This is a genomic window from Streptomyces sp. NPDC031445 (assembly GCF_055581365.1).
Genome location: NZ_JBVIJO010000005.1, coordinates 400968 through 417859, shown reverse-complemented (window position 1 = coordinate 417859; position 16892 = coordinate 400968). Strand labels below are relative to the sequence as shown.

The window sequence follows — 16892 nt, the reverse complement described above, 5'->3', positions numbered from 1 at the left end:
GCCCCATGGGTGAGATGGGCCTGCGCGAGCGCAAGAGGCAGCGGATGTACCAGGACGTGTCGGACACCGCCGTACGGCTGTTCCTGGAGCGGGGCTTCGACGCGGTGTCCGTGGCGGAGGTCGCCGCCGCGGCCGGCATCTCCAAGCCGACCCTCTTCCGGTACTTCCCGGCCAAGGAGGACCTGGTCCTGCACCGGATCGCGGACCACGAGACGGAGGCCGCGCGGGTGGTCGCCGGGGCGGCCGACCCGGTGGACGCGCTGCGCCGGCACTTCCTCGCGGGCCTGGAGCGGCGCGACCCGGTCACCGGGCTGAACGACCACCCCGGCGTGCTCGCCTTCCACCGCCTGCTCTACGGCACCCCGTCCCTGGTGGCGCGGGCGTACGCCCACCAGGAGCGGTCGGAGGCGGCGCTCGCGGAGGCGCTCGGGGGCGATCTGGACGCACGGCTGGCCGCCGCGCAGATCATCGCCGTGCAGCGCGTCCTGGCCCTGGACAACTGGCGGCGGATCGCGGCGGGGGAGCCGGTGGCGGAGGTGGCGCCGGACGCGGTGGCGGCGGCGGAGCGGGCGTTCCGGCGGCTGGCCGAGGGGCTGCCGGGGCCGCGGGGCCGGGACCTGGCGTGAGACGCGGTTAAAAATGTAACCGGGTAACGTTATGGCGGTACGCTGACGCCATGACGTCACTCGACCCCGCCCTCACGGACGCCCTGCACACCGAGCGCGCCTACCACGACACCTGCCGCACGGCCCTCGCCGCGATGGTCGAGGGCGCCGCCGAACAGGTCGTCATCGGCGAGGACGTCTCCGCCTCGGGAGCCGACGCCGAAGTCCTCGGCCGCCGGCTGCGCAGTCAGGCCAAGGCCCTGCGCGAACTCCCGCCGGGCCCGCTGTTCTTCGGGCGGCTCGACTTCGCCGACGACGCCCCCGGACACGGCGGGCAGAGCTACCACGTCGGCCGGGTCCGCATCACCGAGGACCCGGCCGCACCGCCGCTCGTCGTCGACTGGCGGGCCCCCGTCTCCCGCGCCTTCTACCAGGCGAGCGCCCGCGAACCGCAGGGCGTGGCGGTCCGGCGCCGGTTCGGCTGGGCGCCCGGCAGCCGTGGCGACTCCGCCGGCCTCACCGCCCTGGAGGACGAGCACCTGGGCCGGGGCGAGTCCCGCACCAGCGACATCGTGGCCCGCGAGATCGAACGGCCCCGCGTCGGCCCCATGCGGGACATCGCCGCGACCATCCAGCCGGAGCAGGACGACCTCGTCCGCGCCGCCCTCACCGACTCCGTCTGCGTGCAGGGCGCCCCCGGCACCGGCAAGACGGCCGTCGGCCTGCACCGCGCCGCGTACCTGCTGTACACCCACCCCAAGCGGCTCCAGCGCTCCGGCCTGCTGATCCTCGGCCCCACCCGCACCTTCCTCACCTACATCGCCGAGGTGCTGCCCTCCCTCGGCGAGACCGCCCGTCGCGGAGCGACTGACGGGGGCTATCGGCAGTCCACCCTGCTGGACGAGATCGCCCGCCACCCGGTCACCGGCACCGACCCGCTGAGGACCGCCGCGGTCAAGCACGACCCGCGCATGGCCGAGGTGCTGCGCCGGGCGCTGTACGCGCGCGTCACCACCGACGGCGCCACCGACCTCGTCGTGCCCGACGGCTCCTACCGCTGGCGCGTCCCCGCCGCCGAACTGGCCGGCCTGGTCGCCCGGGTGCGCGCCGAGGAACCGCCGTACGCCGTCGGACGGGAGCGGGTGCGCACCCGGGTGGTGCGGCTGCTGCGCGACCGGGCCGAACGGCGCTCCGGGGTGCTGCCCGCCTCCTGGGTGCGTCGCGTCGAGCGCTGCCGGCCGCTGACCGAGCACCTCGACAGCGTGTGGCCGAAGGTCCGGCCCGAGGAGGTCCTCGCCGGACTCCTCACCGGCGGCGAGGCGCTGGCCCGCGCGGCGGACGGCCTGCTCGACCCGGACGAGCAGGCGGCACTGCCGTGGTCCCGGCCGCCGCGCTCGTACAAGTCGGCCCGCTGGTCCGCTGCCGACCTGGTCCTGCTCGACGAACTCGCCGGGCTCGTCGAACACCCCGAGGGCTACGGCCACCTCGTCGTCGACGAGGCACAGGACCTGTCGCCGATGGAGTGCCGGGCCATCGCCCGCCGGGCCGCCTTCGGCTCCCTGACCGTCCTCGGCGACCTCGCCCAGGGCACCACCCCGTGGGCCGCCCGCGACTGGTCCGTCCAACTGCGCCACCTCGGCCGGCCGGACGCGGCCGTGATCCCGCTGACCACCGGGTTCCGGGTGCCGGCGGCCGTCCTCGCGCTCGCCAACCGGCTGCTCGCCCGCCTCGACGTCGCCGTGCCCCCCGCCACCTCCCTGCGCACCGACGGGGAACTGACCCTGCGGTCCACCGAGGACCTGCTCGGCACCACCGTGGCCGCCGCGCGCGACGCGCTCGCCCGCGAGGGCTCGGTCGGCGTGGTCACGGCCGACGCGGACACCGGCCGGGTGCGGGCGGCGCTCGACCGGGCCGGCCTCGCCCCGGCCGGCCCCGGCACGCCCGGCGCCCGGCTGACCGTCGTCCCCGCGAGCGTGGTCAAGGGGCTGGAGTACGACCACGTCGTCGCCGTGGAACCGGCGGCCGTGGCCGAGGCGGAGGAACGCGGCGCCCACCGGCTGTACGTGGTGCTCACCCGGGCGGTGTCCCGGCTGGACGTCGTCCACAGCCGGCCGCTGCCGTTCTGACCGGGGGCGGCCCCTGGACGGCCGGTGCCCCCGGGGGCGAGCCTGAGGGGTGATGCTGCTCTTCCTCGACGTCGACGGCCCGCTCCTGCCCTTCGGGGCGGCGGACCACGCCTACCCGCTCCACGACGGGCCGCCGGTGCCCTCCGGCCACCCGCTGCTGCCGCGCGTCGACCCCGCGCTGGGGCCGAGGCTGACGGCGCTGGGCTGCGAGCTGGTGTGGGCGACGACGTGGGCGGACGACGCCAACGACTGCCTCGCGCCGTGGCTGGGCCTGCCCCCGCTGCCGGTCGTGCGGTGGCCGGACGCGGACGAGCCGCCGGGCCCGCGGCACTGGAAGACCCGGCCGCTGGCCCGCTGGGCGGCGGGCCGCCCCTTCGTCTGGGTGGACGACGAGGTCACCGGGGCCGACCGCGCCTGGCTCGCCGCCCACCACCCGGCCCCGGCCCTGCCGTACCGCGTCGACCACCGGTACGGCCTGACGGAGGCCGACTTCGCCGCGCTGGAGCGGTGGCTGGAGGCACACTGACGCGGCGCGCGCGCCTCACGCGCCCACGTACTCCGCCAGGTGCTCGCCGGTGACGGTGGAACGGGCCGCGACCAGGTCCGCGGGGGTGCCCTCGAAGACGACGCGGCCGCCGTCGTGACCGGCGCCGGGGCCGAGGTCGATGATCCAGTCGGCGTGCGCCATGACCGCCTGGTGGTGCTCGATGACGATCACCGACTTGCCGGCGTCCACCAGCCGGTCGAGCAGGCCCAGCAACTGCTCCACGTCGGCGAGGTGGAGTCCGGTGGTCGGCTCGTCCAGGACGTACACCCCGCCCTTCTCCGCCATGTGCGTGGCCAGCTTCAGCCGCTGCCGCTCGCCGCCGGAGAGGGTGGTGAGCGGCTGGCCCAGGGTCAGGTAGCCGAGGCCCACGTCGGCCATGTTCCGCAGGATGCGGTGGGCGGCCGGGGTGCGGGCCTCGCCGTCGCCGAAGAACTCCTCGGCCTCCGTCACCGGCATCGCCAGCACCTCGCTGATGTCCCGCCCGCCCAGGCGGTACTCCAGCACCGAGGCGTCGAACCGCTTGCCCTCGCACTCCTCGCAGGTGGTCGCCACCCCGGCCATCATCGCCAGGTCGGTGTAGACGACCCCGGCGCCGTTGCAGGAGGGGCAGGCGCCCTCGGAGTTCGCGCTGAACAGCGCCGGCTTCACGCCGTTGGCCTTGGCGAACGCCTTGCGGACGGGCTCCAGCAGACCGGTGTACGTCGCCGGGTTGCTGCGCCGCGAGCCACGGATCGGCGCCTGGTCCACCGACACCACGCCCTCGCGGGCCGGGATCGAGCCGTGCACCAGCGAACTCTTGCCGGAACCGGCGACCCCGGTGACGACCGTGAGCACGCCGAGCGGGACGTCGACGTCCACGTTCCGCAGGTTGTGGGTGGTGGCACCGCGGATCTCCAGGGCCCCGGCCGGCGCGCGCACCGTCTTCTTCAGCGCCGCCCGGTCGTCCAGGTGCCGCCCGGTGAGCGTGCCGCTCGCCCGCAGCCCGGCGACGGAGCCCTCGAAGCAGACGGTGCCGCCCGCCGTGCCGGCGCCCGGACCGAGGTCCACCACGTGGTCGGCGATCGCGATGACCTCCGGCTTGTGCTCCACCACCAGCACCGTGTTGCCCTTGTCGCGCAACCGCAGCAGCAGGTCGTTCATCCGCCGGATGTCATGCGGGTGCAGGCCGGTGGTCGGCTCGTCGAAGACGTACGTGACGTCGGTCAGCGAGGAGCCGAGGTGGCGGATCATCTTCGTCCGCTGCGCCTCGCCGCCCGAGAGCGTGCCCGCGGGCCGGTCCAGGGAGAGGTAGCCGAGGCCGATCTCCACGAACGAGTCCAGCGTCTCGCCCAGCCCGGTCAGCAGCGGCGCGACGGACGGCTCGTCCAGGCCGCGCACCCACGTGGCCAGGTCGCTGATCTGCATCGCGCAGGCGTCGGCGATGCTGATCCCCTCGATCTTCGAGGACCGGGCCGCCTCGCTGAGCCGGGTGCCGTCGCAGTCGGGGCAGGTGGTGAAGGTGACCGCCCGGTCCACGAACTCCCGGATGTGAGGCTGCATCGCCTCCCGGTCCTTGGCGAGCATCGACTTCTGGATGCGCGGCACCAGGCCCTCGTAGGTCATGTTGATGCCGGCGATCTTCATCCGGACCGGCTCGCGGTACAGGAAGTCGTCCAGCTGCCGCCGGCTGAACGTGCGGATCGGCTTGTCCGGGTCGAAGAGGCCCGACTCGGTGTAGAGGCGGTGGTTCCAGCCGCCGGGCTTGTAGCCGGGAATGGTGAGCGCGCCCTCGCTGAGCGACTTGTCCTCGTCGTAGAGCTGGGACAGGTCGATGTCCGTGACCGCGCCCCGGCCCTCGCAGCGCGGGCACATGCCGCCGGTGATGCTGAACGCGCGGCGCTCCTTCACCGTCTTCCCGCCGCGCTCCACGGTGACCGCGCCCGCCCCGCTGATCGAGGCGACGTTGAAGGAGAACGCCTTGGGCGAGCCGATGTGCGGGGTGCCGAGCCGGCTGAACAGGATGCGCAGCATCGCGTGGGCGTCGGTCGCGGTGCCGACCGTGGAGCGCGGGTCGGCGCCCATCCGCTGCTGGTCGACGATGATCGCGGTGGTCAGCCCGTCGAGCACGTCGACCTCGGGCCGCGCCAGCGTGGGCATGAAGCCCTGGACGAACGCGCTGTACGTCTCGTTGATCAGCCGCTGCGACTCGGCGGCGATGGTGTCGAACACCAGCGAGCTCTTGCCCGAGCCGGAGACCCCGGTGAACACCGTGAGCCGGCGCTTGGGGATCTCGACGGTCACGTCCTTGAGGTTGTTCTCGCGTGCCCCGTGCACACGGATCAGGTCATGACTGTCGGCGGCGTGCGGTGCGAAGGCGTCGTCCATGCCGGCCACCGTAGCGGCGCCCCGCCGGGGGGCGCTTCTCCAATCCTGACGCGTTCCTCGACCCGTGACACGACACACTCTTGCAAGCGGGTGCTTGCAATTGTTAGCGGGGGTGGGGCAAGGTGGAGGCATGGCATCGCTGAACGTCGGCAACCTCGGTGAGTACCTGCGCGAACAGCGGCGGAACGCCCAGCTGTCGCTGCGGCAGCTCGCCGACGCCGCCGGGGTGTCCAATCCGTACCTGAGCCAGATCGAGCGCGGGCTGCGCAAGCCCAGCGCGGAGGTGCTCCAGCAGGTCGCCAAGGCCCTGCGCATCTCCGCCGAGACGCTGTACGTCCGCGCCGGCATCCTCGACGCCGAACGGGACCGGGACGAGGTCGAGACGCGCGCCGTCATCCTCGCCGACCCCACGCTCAACGAGCGGCAGAAGCAGGTGCTGCTCCAGATCTACGAGTCGTTCCGCAAGGAGAACGGCTTCGGGATCGGCGAACGCGCCGAGGAGGACGGCCCCGGGGACGGACCCGTGGACCAGGGGACCGGCGGCGGCAGTCCTGCGGCCGGCTCCGGCGATGCCACCGGAAGTGAAACGGACGCCGGCCCGCGGCGGACGGCCGGCTGACGCCGGACCAGGGCTCCGGACGCCCACCGCGGACCACACCCACCCAGCCGAACGCGAATCCGATCCGGGAGGACCCTCACCATGGCCATCACCGACGACCTGCGCAAGACCCTCAGCGACCCGACCCCGTTCTACTTCGCCGCCGGCACCGCCGACCTGGCGTTCCAGCAGGCCAAGAAGGTGCCGGCCCTGGTCGACCAGCTGCGCGCCGAGGCCCCGGCGCGCATCGAGGCCGTGCGCAACACCGACCCGAAGGCCGTGCAGGAGAAGGCCGCCGCCCGCGCCAAGGAGGCGCAGGAGACCCTTCAGGCCAAGGTCACCGAGTTCATCGGAACCATCGACGTCGACCTCAAGAAGCTCGGCGAGACCGCCCAGGACCTCGCCCTGCGCAGCGTCGGCGTCGCCGCCGAGTACGCCGTCAAGGCCCGCGAGACCTACGAGCGGGTCGCCGAGCACGGCGAGCAGGCCGTGAAGACCTGGCGCGGCGAGGCGGCCGAGGAGATCGAGGACCTGGCGATCGCGGTCGAGGGCAAGGCCGAGCCGGTCGACGTCAAGGACGACCAGCCGAAGCCGGCCGAGGCGAAGGCCGACCCGGTCGCGGACACGAAGCCCGCGGCGAAGAAGGCCCCGACCCCCCGCAAGACCACCGCCACCCCGTCCACCACGGCGAAGAAGACGATCCCGCCGGCCAAGTGACCATGGCCGACGAGACGGATCCGGGCCGGGCACCTTTGGGGTGTCCGGCCCGTTCTATGGGTACGGTGGCGGCGTAGCAGGGATCGGTCATCAACGGGCGGTGGGCAGCATGCTGATGTTGGGCTTCGCGGGTTTCCTGGGCATCTTGAAGATCATTCTGATGGCCCTGGCCGCGTTCGGGCTGTTCGACGCCGCGTTCCGGCGCGAGGACGCCTTCCGTGCCGCCGACAAGCAGAACAAGGTCTTCTGGCTGATCATCCTGGGCATCACCCTCGTGGTCAGCTACCTGTTCTCGCTCCTGTCCATCCTCCCCATCGCCGGCGCGGTGGCGAGCATCGTCTACCTCGTCGACGTCCGCCCCGCCCTCCAGCAGGTGGGCGGCGGCCGCGGATGGGGCCGCCGCCGGGGCGGAAGCAGCAGCGACGGCCCGTACGGCCCGTACAACGGCGGCCGCTGACGGCGCCCCGCCGCGGGAGCGCCGGGTGCGCGGGGGCCGGCCCCGGCCCGCCCCTACCCGGCGACGGCGCGGAACCGCCGGACGGCGGGAGCGCGCCTACCGCGTCCGGTCCAGCAGCACCACCGCGACGTCGTCGGTCAGCTCACCTCCGTTGAGGTCCCGCACCTCGCTCACCGCGGCCCGCAGCAGCTCCTCGCCCCGCAGTCCCTCGGACAGCTGCCGCCGGATCATCTCCAGCATGCCGTCCTGACCGAGCCGCTCCCCGCCCTCACCGACCCGGCCCTCGATCAGCCCGTCGGTGTAGAGCATCAGGCTCCACTCGGCACCCAGCTCGACCTGCATCCGCGGCCAGCGGGCGCCGGGCAGCAGCCCCAGGGCCGGGCCGTTGTTCTCGTAGGGGAGCAGTTGCGCCGGCCGGCCCGGGCGGGCGACCAGCGGGGCCGGATGGCCGGCCAGGCACAGGCCGGCCCGCCGTCCGTCGGGGGCGATGTCCACCGTGCACAGCGTCGCGAAGATCTCCTCGTCGGCGCGCTCGTGCTCCAGCACCTGCTGCAACGTGTTCAGCAGCTCGTCCCCGCACAGCCCGGCCAGGGTCAGCGCCCGCCAGGCGATGCGCAGCTCCACACCGAGCGCGGCCTCGTCCGGGCCGTGCCCGCACACGTCGCCGATCATGGCGTGCACGGTGCCGTCGGGGGTGCGGACGGCGTCGTAGAAGTCACCGCCGAGCAGGGCCCGGGACCGGCCGGGGCGGTAGCGCGCGGCGAACCGCAGCGAGGAGCCATCCAGCAGCGGGGTCGGCAGCAGGCCGCGCTCCAGCCGGCGGTTCTCCTGCGCGCGCATCTTGCCCTCGGCGAGCCGCCGCTCGGCCGTGTCGGACCGCTTCCGCTCCACCGCGTAGCGGATGGCGCGGCTGAGCAGCCGGCCGTCCAGCTCGTCCCGGAAGAGGTAGTCCTGGGCGCCCACGCGCACGGCCTCGGCGCCGCGCTCGGCGTCGCCGGAGGCGGTCAGCGCGAGCACGGCGTGCCGGGGCGCGAGCTGGAGGACGTGCCGGAGCACGGCCAGCTCGTCGTCGCTGTCGCTGCCGCCGGGCGCCGGGAGCGCCAGGTCCAGCAGGATGCAGTGGACGTCGTCGGTGAGCAGCCGCCCGGCCTCGGTGAGGTTGCGGGCGGTGCGGACGCGGATCGGCTTGCCGGCCGGGTCCAGCAGGTCGGGCACGATCGGGGAGCCGGCCGGATCGTCCTCGATCAGCAGCAGGGTGAGAGTGGCGCCGGTGCCGTTCACGGCCGTGGCGTCGCGGTGGGCCTCTTCCTTGAGGGGGCCGCCGACTGCGCGGGCGGCCTGCGCCTGACCACTCTCCACGGCCGGGATCGCTCTCTGCCGCGGTACGGGTACGGGCATTGTCCTGGGTTCCTTCCCTCCCCCCGAGGGCACGGCGGCGTCGAGGGGTCTCGACCCACCGACCGGGACCATAGCGGCTGGGACCGCCCCGATGGAATGGTGTGAGCCGCGTCGCTCCGCTGCCCACCACTGTCATATGCCGCTTTCCGTACCGCAGTTGGACACGCCGACGGCCGGTACGGGATGACGAAGCTCACGTCCTGGGGGAGTTTGGGGGAGATCGGGCGTGCGACGGGTCACATGACGCGCGTCACCGGGGAGATGACCCGCCCCGCGGCGCGTGTGCGGCCGGTCACGCGTCGGGCCGTACGACCCCGAGGATCGGCATCGATCCGGCGCCCGCGATCGTCACCGTCCGCCCGGGGCGCGGCGCGTGGATGATCGAGCCCTCGCCGATGTACATCCCGACATGGCTGGCGTCGTCGAAGTAGATGACGAGGTCACCGGGCCGCATGTCCTTCACCGCGACGTGCTCGAGCTGCTTCCACTGCTCCTGCGAGGTGCGCGGGACGGGGTGGCCGGCCGCCGCCCAGGCCTGGGAGGTCAGGCCCGAGCAGTCGAAGGAGTCCGGGCCCTCGGCGCCCCACACGTACGGCTTGCCGAGCTGCCGGGTGGCGTACTGCACGGCCTTCTCGCCCTGCGTGGAGGCCTTTCCGTGGACGTCCCCGAGGGCGCCGGTGTCCAGCCAGGCGGTCTGCGCCCTGGCCGCGGCCTCCCGCTCCAGCTGGGCGAGCCGTTCCTTCTCCTTCTTCTCCAGCCGGGACTGGAGCTTCTCGGCCGCGTCGATCTGCTTCTCGATCTTCTTCTTGGCGGCGTCCTTCGCCTTGCGGTTCGCCTCCAGCTCCTTCCAGCGGGCGGAGGCGTCGTCGGCGTAGCTCTGCAACTCCTGCTGGGTGCGGGCCTTTTCCGCCATCAGCTTCCGCGCCGCCTGCTGGCCCTGGAGCACCCGTCCGGCGCCGTCCAGGAACTGGCCCGGGTCGTCGCTGAGCAAGAACCGGGCGGTGTCGGACAGGCCGCCCGTGCGGTACTGGTCGCGGGCGGCGGCGCCCGCCTGGTCCTTGAGCTCCTCCAGTTTCCGCCGGCCGTCGACGATCTTCTTCGCCAGCGCCGCGATCTCGGCGGACTGCTTCTCCGCCTTCTCCTCCGCCGCGTTGTACGCGTCGGTGGCCACGGCCGCGTCGTGGTAGAGCTCGTCGAGCTTCGCGCGGACCTCTTCGAGATCCTTGCCGGGCGCGGGAGTCGCCGCCGGTCCTGGGGACGCCGTGGGGGCGGGGGTCCCCGACGGGGTGCGCGGGGGCTCGGGGGCGGCGAACGCCGTGCCGGGCGCCGACAGGACGGTCACCGCGCAGATCACGGTCAGGGCGGCCGTGAGCAGGCCGCGCTTGCCCGGTCCCATACGTCTTCCCCCAAACTGATTTACCGTCAGTAACTTACGCACGTCTGAGGGATCGTGCCACGGCCGCGCGCAAAGCGACAGAGGCCGTCGGAAACCGGGATTCCCCCGCTCATCGCCGGATACGACGATCTCCTCGCCGGTGTGACGAACCACGCACGGGGATCGTTCCGCCCACGGCACCCCGAACGGGTAAATCCGACACGGGGTCAGCTGCGCGGCGGCGGGGCGGGGTTGGGGGTGCCGGGGCCGGGAGGGGCGGGGGCGGGGGTACTGCGGGGCCCGGGGCGTGGCTGTGGGGTCGGGGTGTCCCCGCCGGGTCTGGGGCGCCGGAGTCGCCTCTGGCGGGTGTCGATGCGGGGTTCGGTGCGTCGGAGGGCCCCGGGCCGGTGCGTCGGAGTCAGGGCCGGGGCGTGGTGACGGGGGCTGGTGCTTTGGAGTCACGCCCGGGGTGTTGTCGCCGGGGCTGGTGCGTAGGGCTCACGCGCGGGGTGTCGCGGCCGGTGCCGGTATTTCGTGGCACGCCCGGGGTGTCGCGGCCGGGGCCGGTGCGCGGGATTCAAGTCCGGGGTGTTGTCGCCGGGGCCGGTGCGCGGGACCCGCCCCCAGGGTGTCGCCGCCGCCGGGGTCGGCGTCTCGGACTCGACCCCAGGGCGTCGCCGTCGGACCCGGTGTGTAGGGGTCAGGTGCGGGGTGCCAACGCCGTCCAGGCCACCGTCACTTCGCCCTGTCGCCAGCGGGCCGGGGTGTCGGTGACGGGCCAGTCGGCTCTCAGGGCCCGCACGGTGCGCAGCCAGCGCTGGCGGGCGCCGTAGGAGGCGTAGGGCGCGGCGGCGGCCCAGGCGCGGTCGAAGTCGCGCAGGAAGGCGTGCACCGGCTCGCCCGGGACGTTGCGGTGGATCAGCGCCTTCGGCAGGCGCTCGGCGAGGTCGGAGGGGCGGTCCAGGGAGCCCAGCCGGGTGGCGAAGGTGACCGTGCGCGGACCCTCCGGGCCGAGCGCCACCCACACGTGCCGCCGCCCGATCTCGTCGCACGTCCCCTCCACCAGCAGCCCGCCGCGCGAGCCGCCGGCCGCCGGGGCGAGCCGCGCGCACAGCCGCTCCCACACCGCCGCGACCTCGCCCTCGTCGTACTGGCGCAGCACGTTGGCGGCCCGGATCAGCAGCGGTCGCCCGGGGACCGGGACCTCGAAGCCGCCGTGCCGGAAGGCCAGCCCCTCCCGCTCGTACGGCCGGGCCGCCGCCACCCGCTCCGGTTCGATCTCCACGCCGACGACGCGCGCGCGGGGCGCTGCCGCGCGGAGCCTGGTCAGCAGCTCGACGGCGGTCCAGGGGGCGGCGCCGTATCCCAGGTCGATCGCCACCGGGTCGCTCGCCCGGCGCAGCTCGGCGCCGTGCGTGGCCGCGATCCAGCGGTCCATGCGGCGGAGCCGGTTGGGGTTGGTGGTCCCGCGCGTCACGGCTCCGACGGGCCGGGTGGCTGTGCGGGCTGTCATGGGTACGAGGGTAAGCGTGCCGGAGCCGGCGGGGACGCGGCGCTGTACGGGGGCGAGACCCCTCGGGGCGACCCCTCCGCACGCCCCGCCGGGCCCCGCTGCCGCCGACGCCGACCGCGTTCGAACGGTTGAACGATCATGGGTAATGATTCGGCAAAGCCGCCTGAGGGGGAAATGGCCGGGCACCCGCTCGCTGTTGGACCAGCTTGGAGGGCGAGGTGGGCCCTCGTCAGGCATGCCCGCAACAAGGAGGAACGCCAGGTGAGCCAGTACGTCAGCAGGCTCGGGCGACGCTCCCCGTCGGCCGGCACGCGACTGCGGCTGTACCGCAGGCCCCGCCGGGTCGCCATGCTGTCCGTGCACACCTCCCCGCTCCACCAGCCCGGCACCGGTGACGCGGGCGGCATGAACGTCTACATCGTGGAGCTGGCCCAGCGGCTGGCCGCGATCAACATCGAGGTCGAGATCTTCACCCGGGCCACGGCCGGTGGCCTGCCGCCCACCGTCGAACTGGCCCCCGGCGTCCTCGTCCGGCACGTCGACGCGGGCCCCTACGAGGGCCTGGCCAAGGAGGACCTCCCGGCCCAGCTGTGCGCCTTCACCCACGGCGTGATGCAGGCCTGGGCCGGTCACCGCCCCGGCCACTACGACCTCGTCCACTCCCACTACTGGCTCTCCGGCCACGTCGGCTGGCTCGCCGCCCAGCGCTGGGGCGTGCCCCTGGTGCACGCCATGCACACCATGGCCAAGGTCAAGAACGCCAACCTCGCCGACGGCGACACCCCCGAGCCGGCCGCCCGGGTCATCGGAGAGACCCAGATCGTGGCCGCCGCCGACCGGCTGATCGCCAACACGGCGGAGGAGGCCGGCGAGCTGGTCCAGCACTACGCCGCCGACCCCGCGAAGGTCGCCGTCGTCCACCCCGGTGTGAACCTGGACCGCTTCCGCCCCTTCTCGAAGGGTGACGTGCCGGCGGACGGCTCGCCCGCCCGCGTGGAAGACGCCCGCGCCGCCGCCCGTGCCCGTCTCGGCCTCCCGCCGGACGCCCTGATCCCCCTCTTCGCGGGCCGCATACAGCCCCTGAAGGCGCCGGACATCCTGCTGCGCGCCGTGGCCGTACTGCTGGACGAGCGCCCGGAGCTGCGCTCCCGCATCCTCGTCCCGGTCGTCGGCGGCCCCAGCGGCAGCGGGCTCGCCAAGCCGGAGGGGCTCCAGAAGCTCGCGGCCCGGCTGGGCATCGCGGACGTCGTACGGTTCCGCCCGCCGGTCTGCCAGGAGCAGCTGGCGGACTGGTTCCGGGCCGCGTCCGTCCTGGTCATGCCGTCGTACAGCGAGTCCTTCGGGCTGGTCGCCATCGAGGCGCAGGCGTCCGGGACGCCGGTGCTCGCGGCCTCGGTCGGCGGGCTGCCGGTGGCCGTGCGGGACGGCGAGACCGGCTTCCTCGTCGAGGGACACGATCCGGCCGACTACGCGCGCGTACTGGGCCGGTTCGCCGACGAACCCGGCCTCTCGGCGCGCATGGGCCGGGCCGCCGCCCGGCACGCCCAGTCCTTCGGCTGGGACGCGGCCGCCGCCGCCACCGCCGACGTCTACACGGCCGCGACCCAGTCCCACCGCCGTCGCGTACGCTCCCACCATGGGTGATGTCGAAAAGGCCGGACAGGTCCTGGAGAGCGTCTTCCGGGACGCGGAACTGGAGTGGGAGAACCCCGAGCCCGGCAACTACGTGGTCACGCTCCCCGGCACGCGCAAGCTGTCCACCACGGTGTCCTTCCTCGCCGGCCGCCACTCCCTCTCGCTCAACGCCTTCGTCATCCGCCACCCCGACGAGAACGAGGCGGGCGTCCACCGCTGGCTGCTGGAGCGCAACCTCAAGCTCTACGGCGTGAGTTACGCCGTGGACCACCTCGGCGACGTCTACGTCACCGCCCGGCTGCCGCTCGCCGCCGTCACCCCGGACGGGGTGGACCGGCTCCTCGGCCAGGTCCTGGAAGCGGCCGACGGCGCCTTCAACACCCTGCTGGAGCTGGGCTTCGCCTCCTCGATCCGCAAGGAGTACGCCTGGCGGGTGGCGCGCGGCGAGTCCACGCGCAACCTGGAGGCGTTCACGCACCTGATCGACCGCCCGGCGGACTGACGTCTCGCTTTTCTTCCGTACGACCCCTTTCCCGCCCGCCGGGCACAGTGGCATGCTCACCGCCAACGCATTCCTGAACGTGGTTCATATTCGTGAATCGACTTCGTGGATCGGCAACCGGCGTGCACGCCGGAGGACGAAGGGGCGGGTGGACATGAGCAACGCGCACCTCACCAGACGGACCCTGCTCGCCGGCGCCACCGCGGTGGCCCTGGGCGCCGCGACCGGCACCGCGCGGGCCGCCGAACGCCCCGACCTCTGGCGGGAGTTCGCCCGCACCCCGCTCACCCACCCGCAGATTCCGTACATCGGCCGGGCGGGCTGCCGGGCCGGAGCGGGCCGCTTCCCCCGCCCCCGGGTCGTCGCCGACGTCACCGCGTACGGCGCCGTACCCGACGGCACCACGGACTGCGCCCCCGCGATCAACCGTGCCATCGCCGCCGCCGGAAGGGCCGGCGGTGGCACGGTCACCATCCCGCCCGGCACCTACCGCATCGACGACGTCATCCGCCTCGGCGAGTCCGGCGTCGTGCTGCGCGGCGCCGGCAGCGGCCGTACGACCCTGTACGCGACGAAGAACCTCACCGAACTGATCGGCGTCTACGGCTCCCGCTACGGCGGCGACAAGTCCTCCTGGTCCTGGGCGGGCGGCCTCATCTGGCTGGCCCCGAGCGCCCGTTGGGAATCCCTGACCGCCGCCATCAGGGACCGGGCCTGGCCCTTCGAGGGCTGGACCGGCAACAGGCGCGACGAGTGGACGACCCTCACCCCCGTCGCCCCGGCGAAACGCGGCTCGTGGACGGTCACGGTCGACGACCCCTCCGCCCTCCGCCCCGGCCGGCTCGTCCTGCTCCGCCTCGCCGACGACGCCGCCCACACCCTCCTGCGGCACATGGCGGGCGACGGCCCCGGCCCGGCGGCGTACGTCTGGGACGACAAGACGAAACTGACCTCGTACGTCCCGTACGAATGGCCCGTCCGCGTCCACCGCGTCCACGGCCGGCGCGTCACCCTGGAACGCCCCCTGCCCCTCGACCTCCGCCCGGAGTGGGACCCGCGCCTGACCACGCACGTGCCGGAACTGACCGGATCCGGCGTCGAGGGCCTGACCCTGGAAGCGGTGCAGACCCCGCAGTCCCCCCACCTCCTCGACAAGGGCTACAACGGCGTCGTCCTCCAGTGCGCCTACGACTGCTGGGTGGACGACGTCACGGTCCGCCACGTCGACAACGGCTTCGGCCTGGTCGCCGCCTCCGCCTGCACCCTGCGCCGTACCCGGGTCGCCGGCCGGGGCTCGCACCACCCGTACTTCTGCCGCGAGGGCTCCCACGACAACCTGGTCGAGGACTTCACCATCGAGGAGCGCACGGTCCCCGCGCCCGCGAACACCCAACTGCACGGCATCAACGTCGAAGGACTCTCCTCCCACAACGTCTGGTCGCGCGGCGACATGCGGATGGGCACCTTCGACAGCCACCGCGGCCTGCCCTTCGCCAACGTCCGCACCGACATCACCGTGAACAACAACGGCCGCCACGGCGGGGACGCCAGCGCCGGCCCGCTCTTCGGCGCGCGCTTCACCCATTGGAACATCAGGGTCACCAACGGCCGCGCCGGCCTCGTGAAGATCGACGGCCTCGCCCCGTACTCGGCGACCGTCGGCATCAACGAGGTCCGCGAGTTCGACCAGACCGACGTCCCCGACTTCACCGGCGACCTGCACTCCCGCCTGGAGCTGTACGGCACCACGGACGCCGTACGCCCGCGCAACCTCTACGAGGCTCAGCGCGCCCTGCTCCGGTAACGCCCCGGCGTCACCCCGACCAGCTTCTTGAAGTGCCGGGTGAGATGGGCCTGGTCGTAGAACCCGGCGACCGGGGCCACCTCGCCCGGCGGCACCCCGTCCAGCAGCAGCCGCCGGGCCCGCCCGACCCGCCGCGACATCAGGTACTGGTGCGGGGCGATGCCGTACGCGCCGCTGAACGCCCGGATGAGGTGCGCCGGATGGGCGTGCAGCAACCGGCCGGCCTCCTCGAGCGAGACCCCCTCGACGACCCGCGCGTCCAGCAACTCCCGCAGCCTGCGGGCGAGTACGGGACTGTGCTGCCGCCCCCCGGCCGTGCGCCGCCGCAGCCGGAGCCGCAGCTGCTCCGCGACGAGGGCCAGCCTGCTCTCCGCCTCCAGCTCGTCCCCGGGCCGCGCGAGGGAGGCGTGCAACTGCCCGACGCGCAGCCGCAGCACGGGGTCCCGCAGGTCGGGGGAGTCCACGGCGGGCCCGATGAACTCCTCCCCGAGCCGGCTGCTGTCCAGATAGACGACCCGCTTGCGGAAACCGCCGGGCGTGGCCGGCGACCCGTTGTGCGGCACGTGCGGCGGCAGCAGCGACACGGTGTCGAGCGGGGTGCCGTGCTCATGCCGGTCGAGGTCGTACCGTACGGCCCCGTCGTCCACGATGAGCAGCGTCCAGGCGTCGTGGACGTGCATCGGATAGGCGTACTCGGTGAAGCGGGCGTGGAAGACCTCGGTGACGCCCGGCACCCGGGGACGCCACGCGCTGACGAGTTCCCGACCGGCGGCCATGCAAAAAACGTACAAGACGCGACCGGGACCCGGCCGCGAGTCTCAGTCCATGAACACTGAACCCATCCGTTTCGACACGAAGATCGCCGTGCTGCTGCGCGAGGACCTGGAACCCTGGCAGCGCCTGAACGTCACCGCGTTCCTGGTCAGCGGCCTGGGCCTGACGCTCCCGGAGGTGGTCGGCGACCCGTACGAGGACGCGGACGGCGTGTCGTACCTGCCGATGTTCCGCCAGCCGGTGCTGGTCTTCGAGGGCGCCAAGGAGACCCTGAAGGCGGCGCACGGCAGGGCGCTGACCCGGGCCCTGCCGTGCGCGGTGTTCACGGCGGACCTGTTCACCACGGGCAACGACCGCGACAACCGCGCGGCCGTCCGCGCCGTCCCGACCGCCGAGCTGGACCTGGTGGGCCTGGCGGTGTACGGACCGAGGAACGGGGTGGACAAGGTCCTCAAGGGCGCGCGCATGCACCCGTGA

15 protein-coding genes are annotated in these 16892 nt (G+C 73.7%); 10 read left to right on the top strand and 5 right to left on the bottom strand.

Translation table 11 applies throughout. The features are described 5' to 3' along the window. Positions 1–5: 5 nt before the first annotated feature. The 3 genes from ACZ5DC_RS17025 to ACZ5DC_RS17015 are packed head-to-tail and all read left to right on the top strand — an operon-like array spanning position 6 to position 3257. Positions 6–626 (top strand): TetR family transcriptional regulator, encoded by a 621-nt coding sequence (locus tag ACZ5DC_RS17025; protein ID WP_468653440.1) that lies wholly within the window; start codon positions 6–8, stop codon positions 624–626. A 50-nt stretch (positions 627–676) separates the two neighbouring features. After that, positions 677–2731: a HelD family protein gene (locus tag ACZ5DC_RS17020; protein WP_468653438.1), complete on the top strand. Its 2055-nt coding sequence runs from the start codon at positions 677–679 to the stop codon at positions 2729–2731. 52 nt (positions 2732–2783) lie between these two features. After that, a complete protein-coding gene (locus ACZ5DC_RS17015; RefSeq protein WP_468653436.1) occupies positions 2784–3257 on the top strand; it encodes an HAD domain-containing protein in 474 nt (157 codons plus the stop codon). 15 nt (positions 3258–3272) lie between these two features. Here the strand turns inward: ACZ5DC_RS17015 and ACZ5DC_RS17010 are convergent, their stop codons facing one another. Continuing rightward, complete coding sequence (locus ACZ5DC_RS17010; protein WP_468653434.1) at positions 3273–5642, bottom strand: ATP-binding cassette domain-containing protein; 2370 nt, start codon at positions 5640–5642, stop codon at positions 3273–3275. A 130-nt stretch (positions 5643–5772) separates the two neighbouring features. Between ACZ5DC_RS17010 and ACZ5DC_RS17005 the strand changes: the two genes are divergently transcribed. The 3 genes from ACZ5DC_RS17005 to ACZ5DC_RS16995 all read left to right on the top strand — a co-directional run bounded on the left by ACZ5DC_RS17005 (position 5773) and on the right by ACZ5DC_RS16995 (position 7414). Next, entirely contained in the window at positions 5773–6261 is a 489-nt protein-coding gene (locus ACZ5DC_RS17005; protein WP_468653432.1) for a helix-turn-helix domain-containing protein, read from the top strand. A gap of 81 nt (positions 6262–6342) precedes the next feature. Then, complete coding sequence (locus ACZ5DC_RS17000) at positions 6343–6957, top strand: hypothetical protein (RefSeq protein ID WP_468653430.1); 615 nt, start codon at positions 6343–6345, stop codon at positions 6955–6957. Between the two features lie 109 nt (positions 6958–7066). Continuing rightward, the gene (locus ACZ5DC_RS16995) at positions 7067–7414 is read left to right on the top strand and encodes a DUF2516 family protein (protein WP_468653428.1); all 348 of its coding nucleotides are present in this window, start codon (positions 7067–7069) and stop codon (positions 7412–7414) included. A gap of 96 nt (positions 7415–7510) precedes the next feature. Here ACZ5DC_RS16995 and ACZ5DC_RS16990 read toward each other — a convergent pair whose 3' ends face one another. The 3 genes from ACZ5DC_RS16990 to ACZ5DC_RS16980 all read right to left on the bottom strand — a co-directional run bounded on the left by ACZ5DC_RS16990 (position 7511) and on the right by ACZ5DC_RS16980 (position 11700). Continuing rightward, on the bottom strand, positions 7511–8812 hold the full coding sequence (locus ACZ5DC_RS16990) for a PP2C family protein-serine/threonine phosphatase (protein ID WP_468653426.1): 1302 nt from the start codon (positions 8810–8812) through the stop codon (positions 7511–7513). A 292-nt stretch (positions 8813–9104) separates the two neighbouring features. Further along, entirely contained in the window at positions 9105–10208 is a 1104-nt protein-coding gene (locus ACZ5DC_RS16985; RefSeq protein WP_468653424.1) for a C40 family peptidase, read from the bottom strand. 679 nt (positions 10209–10887) lie between these two features. Continuing rightward, positions 10888–11700 (bottom strand): class I SAM-dependent methyltransferase, encoded by an 813-nt coding sequence (locus ACZ5DC_RS16980; RefSeq protein WP_468653422.1) that lies wholly within the window; start codon positions 11698–11700, stop codon positions 10888–10890. 261 nt (positions 11701–11961) lie between these two features. Between ACZ5DC_RS16980 and mshA the strand changes: the two genes are divergently transcribed. From mshA to ACZ5DC_RS16965, 3 genes are all read left to right on the top strand, one after another. Next, a complete protein-coding gene (mshA, locus tag ACZ5DC_RS16975) occupies positions 11962–13344 on the top strand; it encodes a D-inositol-3-phosphate glycosyltransferase (protein ID WP_468653420.1) in 1383 nt (460 codons plus the stop codon). Continuing rightward, positions 13337–13837, top strand: coding sequence for a type III secretion system chaperone family protein (locus tag ACZ5DC_RS16970; protein WP_468653418.1), 501 nt, complete (start codon positions 13337–13339; stop codon positions 13835–13837). The genes mshA and ACZ5DC_RS16970 overlap by 8 nt, the downstream gene beginning before the upstream one ends. Positions 13838–13991: 154 nt before the next feature. Further along, a complete protein-coding gene (locus ACZ5DC_RS16965; RefSeq protein WP_468653416.1) occupies positions 13992–15641 on the top strand; it encodes a glycosyl hydrolase family 28-related protein in 1650 nt (549 codons plus the stop codon). On the opposite strand, the gene ACZ5DC_RS16960 is transcribed toward ACZ5DC_RS16965, so the two are convergent. Beyond that, positions 15620–16417, bottom strand: coding sequence for a helix-turn-helix domain-containing protein (locus ACZ5DC_RS16960; protein WP_468653414.1), 798 nt, complete (start codon positions 16415–16417; stop codon positions 15620–15622). The two genes, ACZ5DC_RS16965 and ACZ5DC_RS16960, sit on opposite strands and share 22 nt — an antisense overlap. Between ACZ5DC_RS16960 and ACZ5DC_RS16955 the strand changes: the two genes are divergently transcribed. Further along, a complete protein-coding gene (locus ACZ5DC_RS16955; RefSeq protein ID WP_468653412.1) occupies positions 16416–16892 on the top strand; it encodes a DUF2000 family protein in 477 nt (158 codons plus the stop codon). The genes ACZ5DC_RS16960 and ACZ5DC_RS16955 overlap by 2 nt on opposite strands.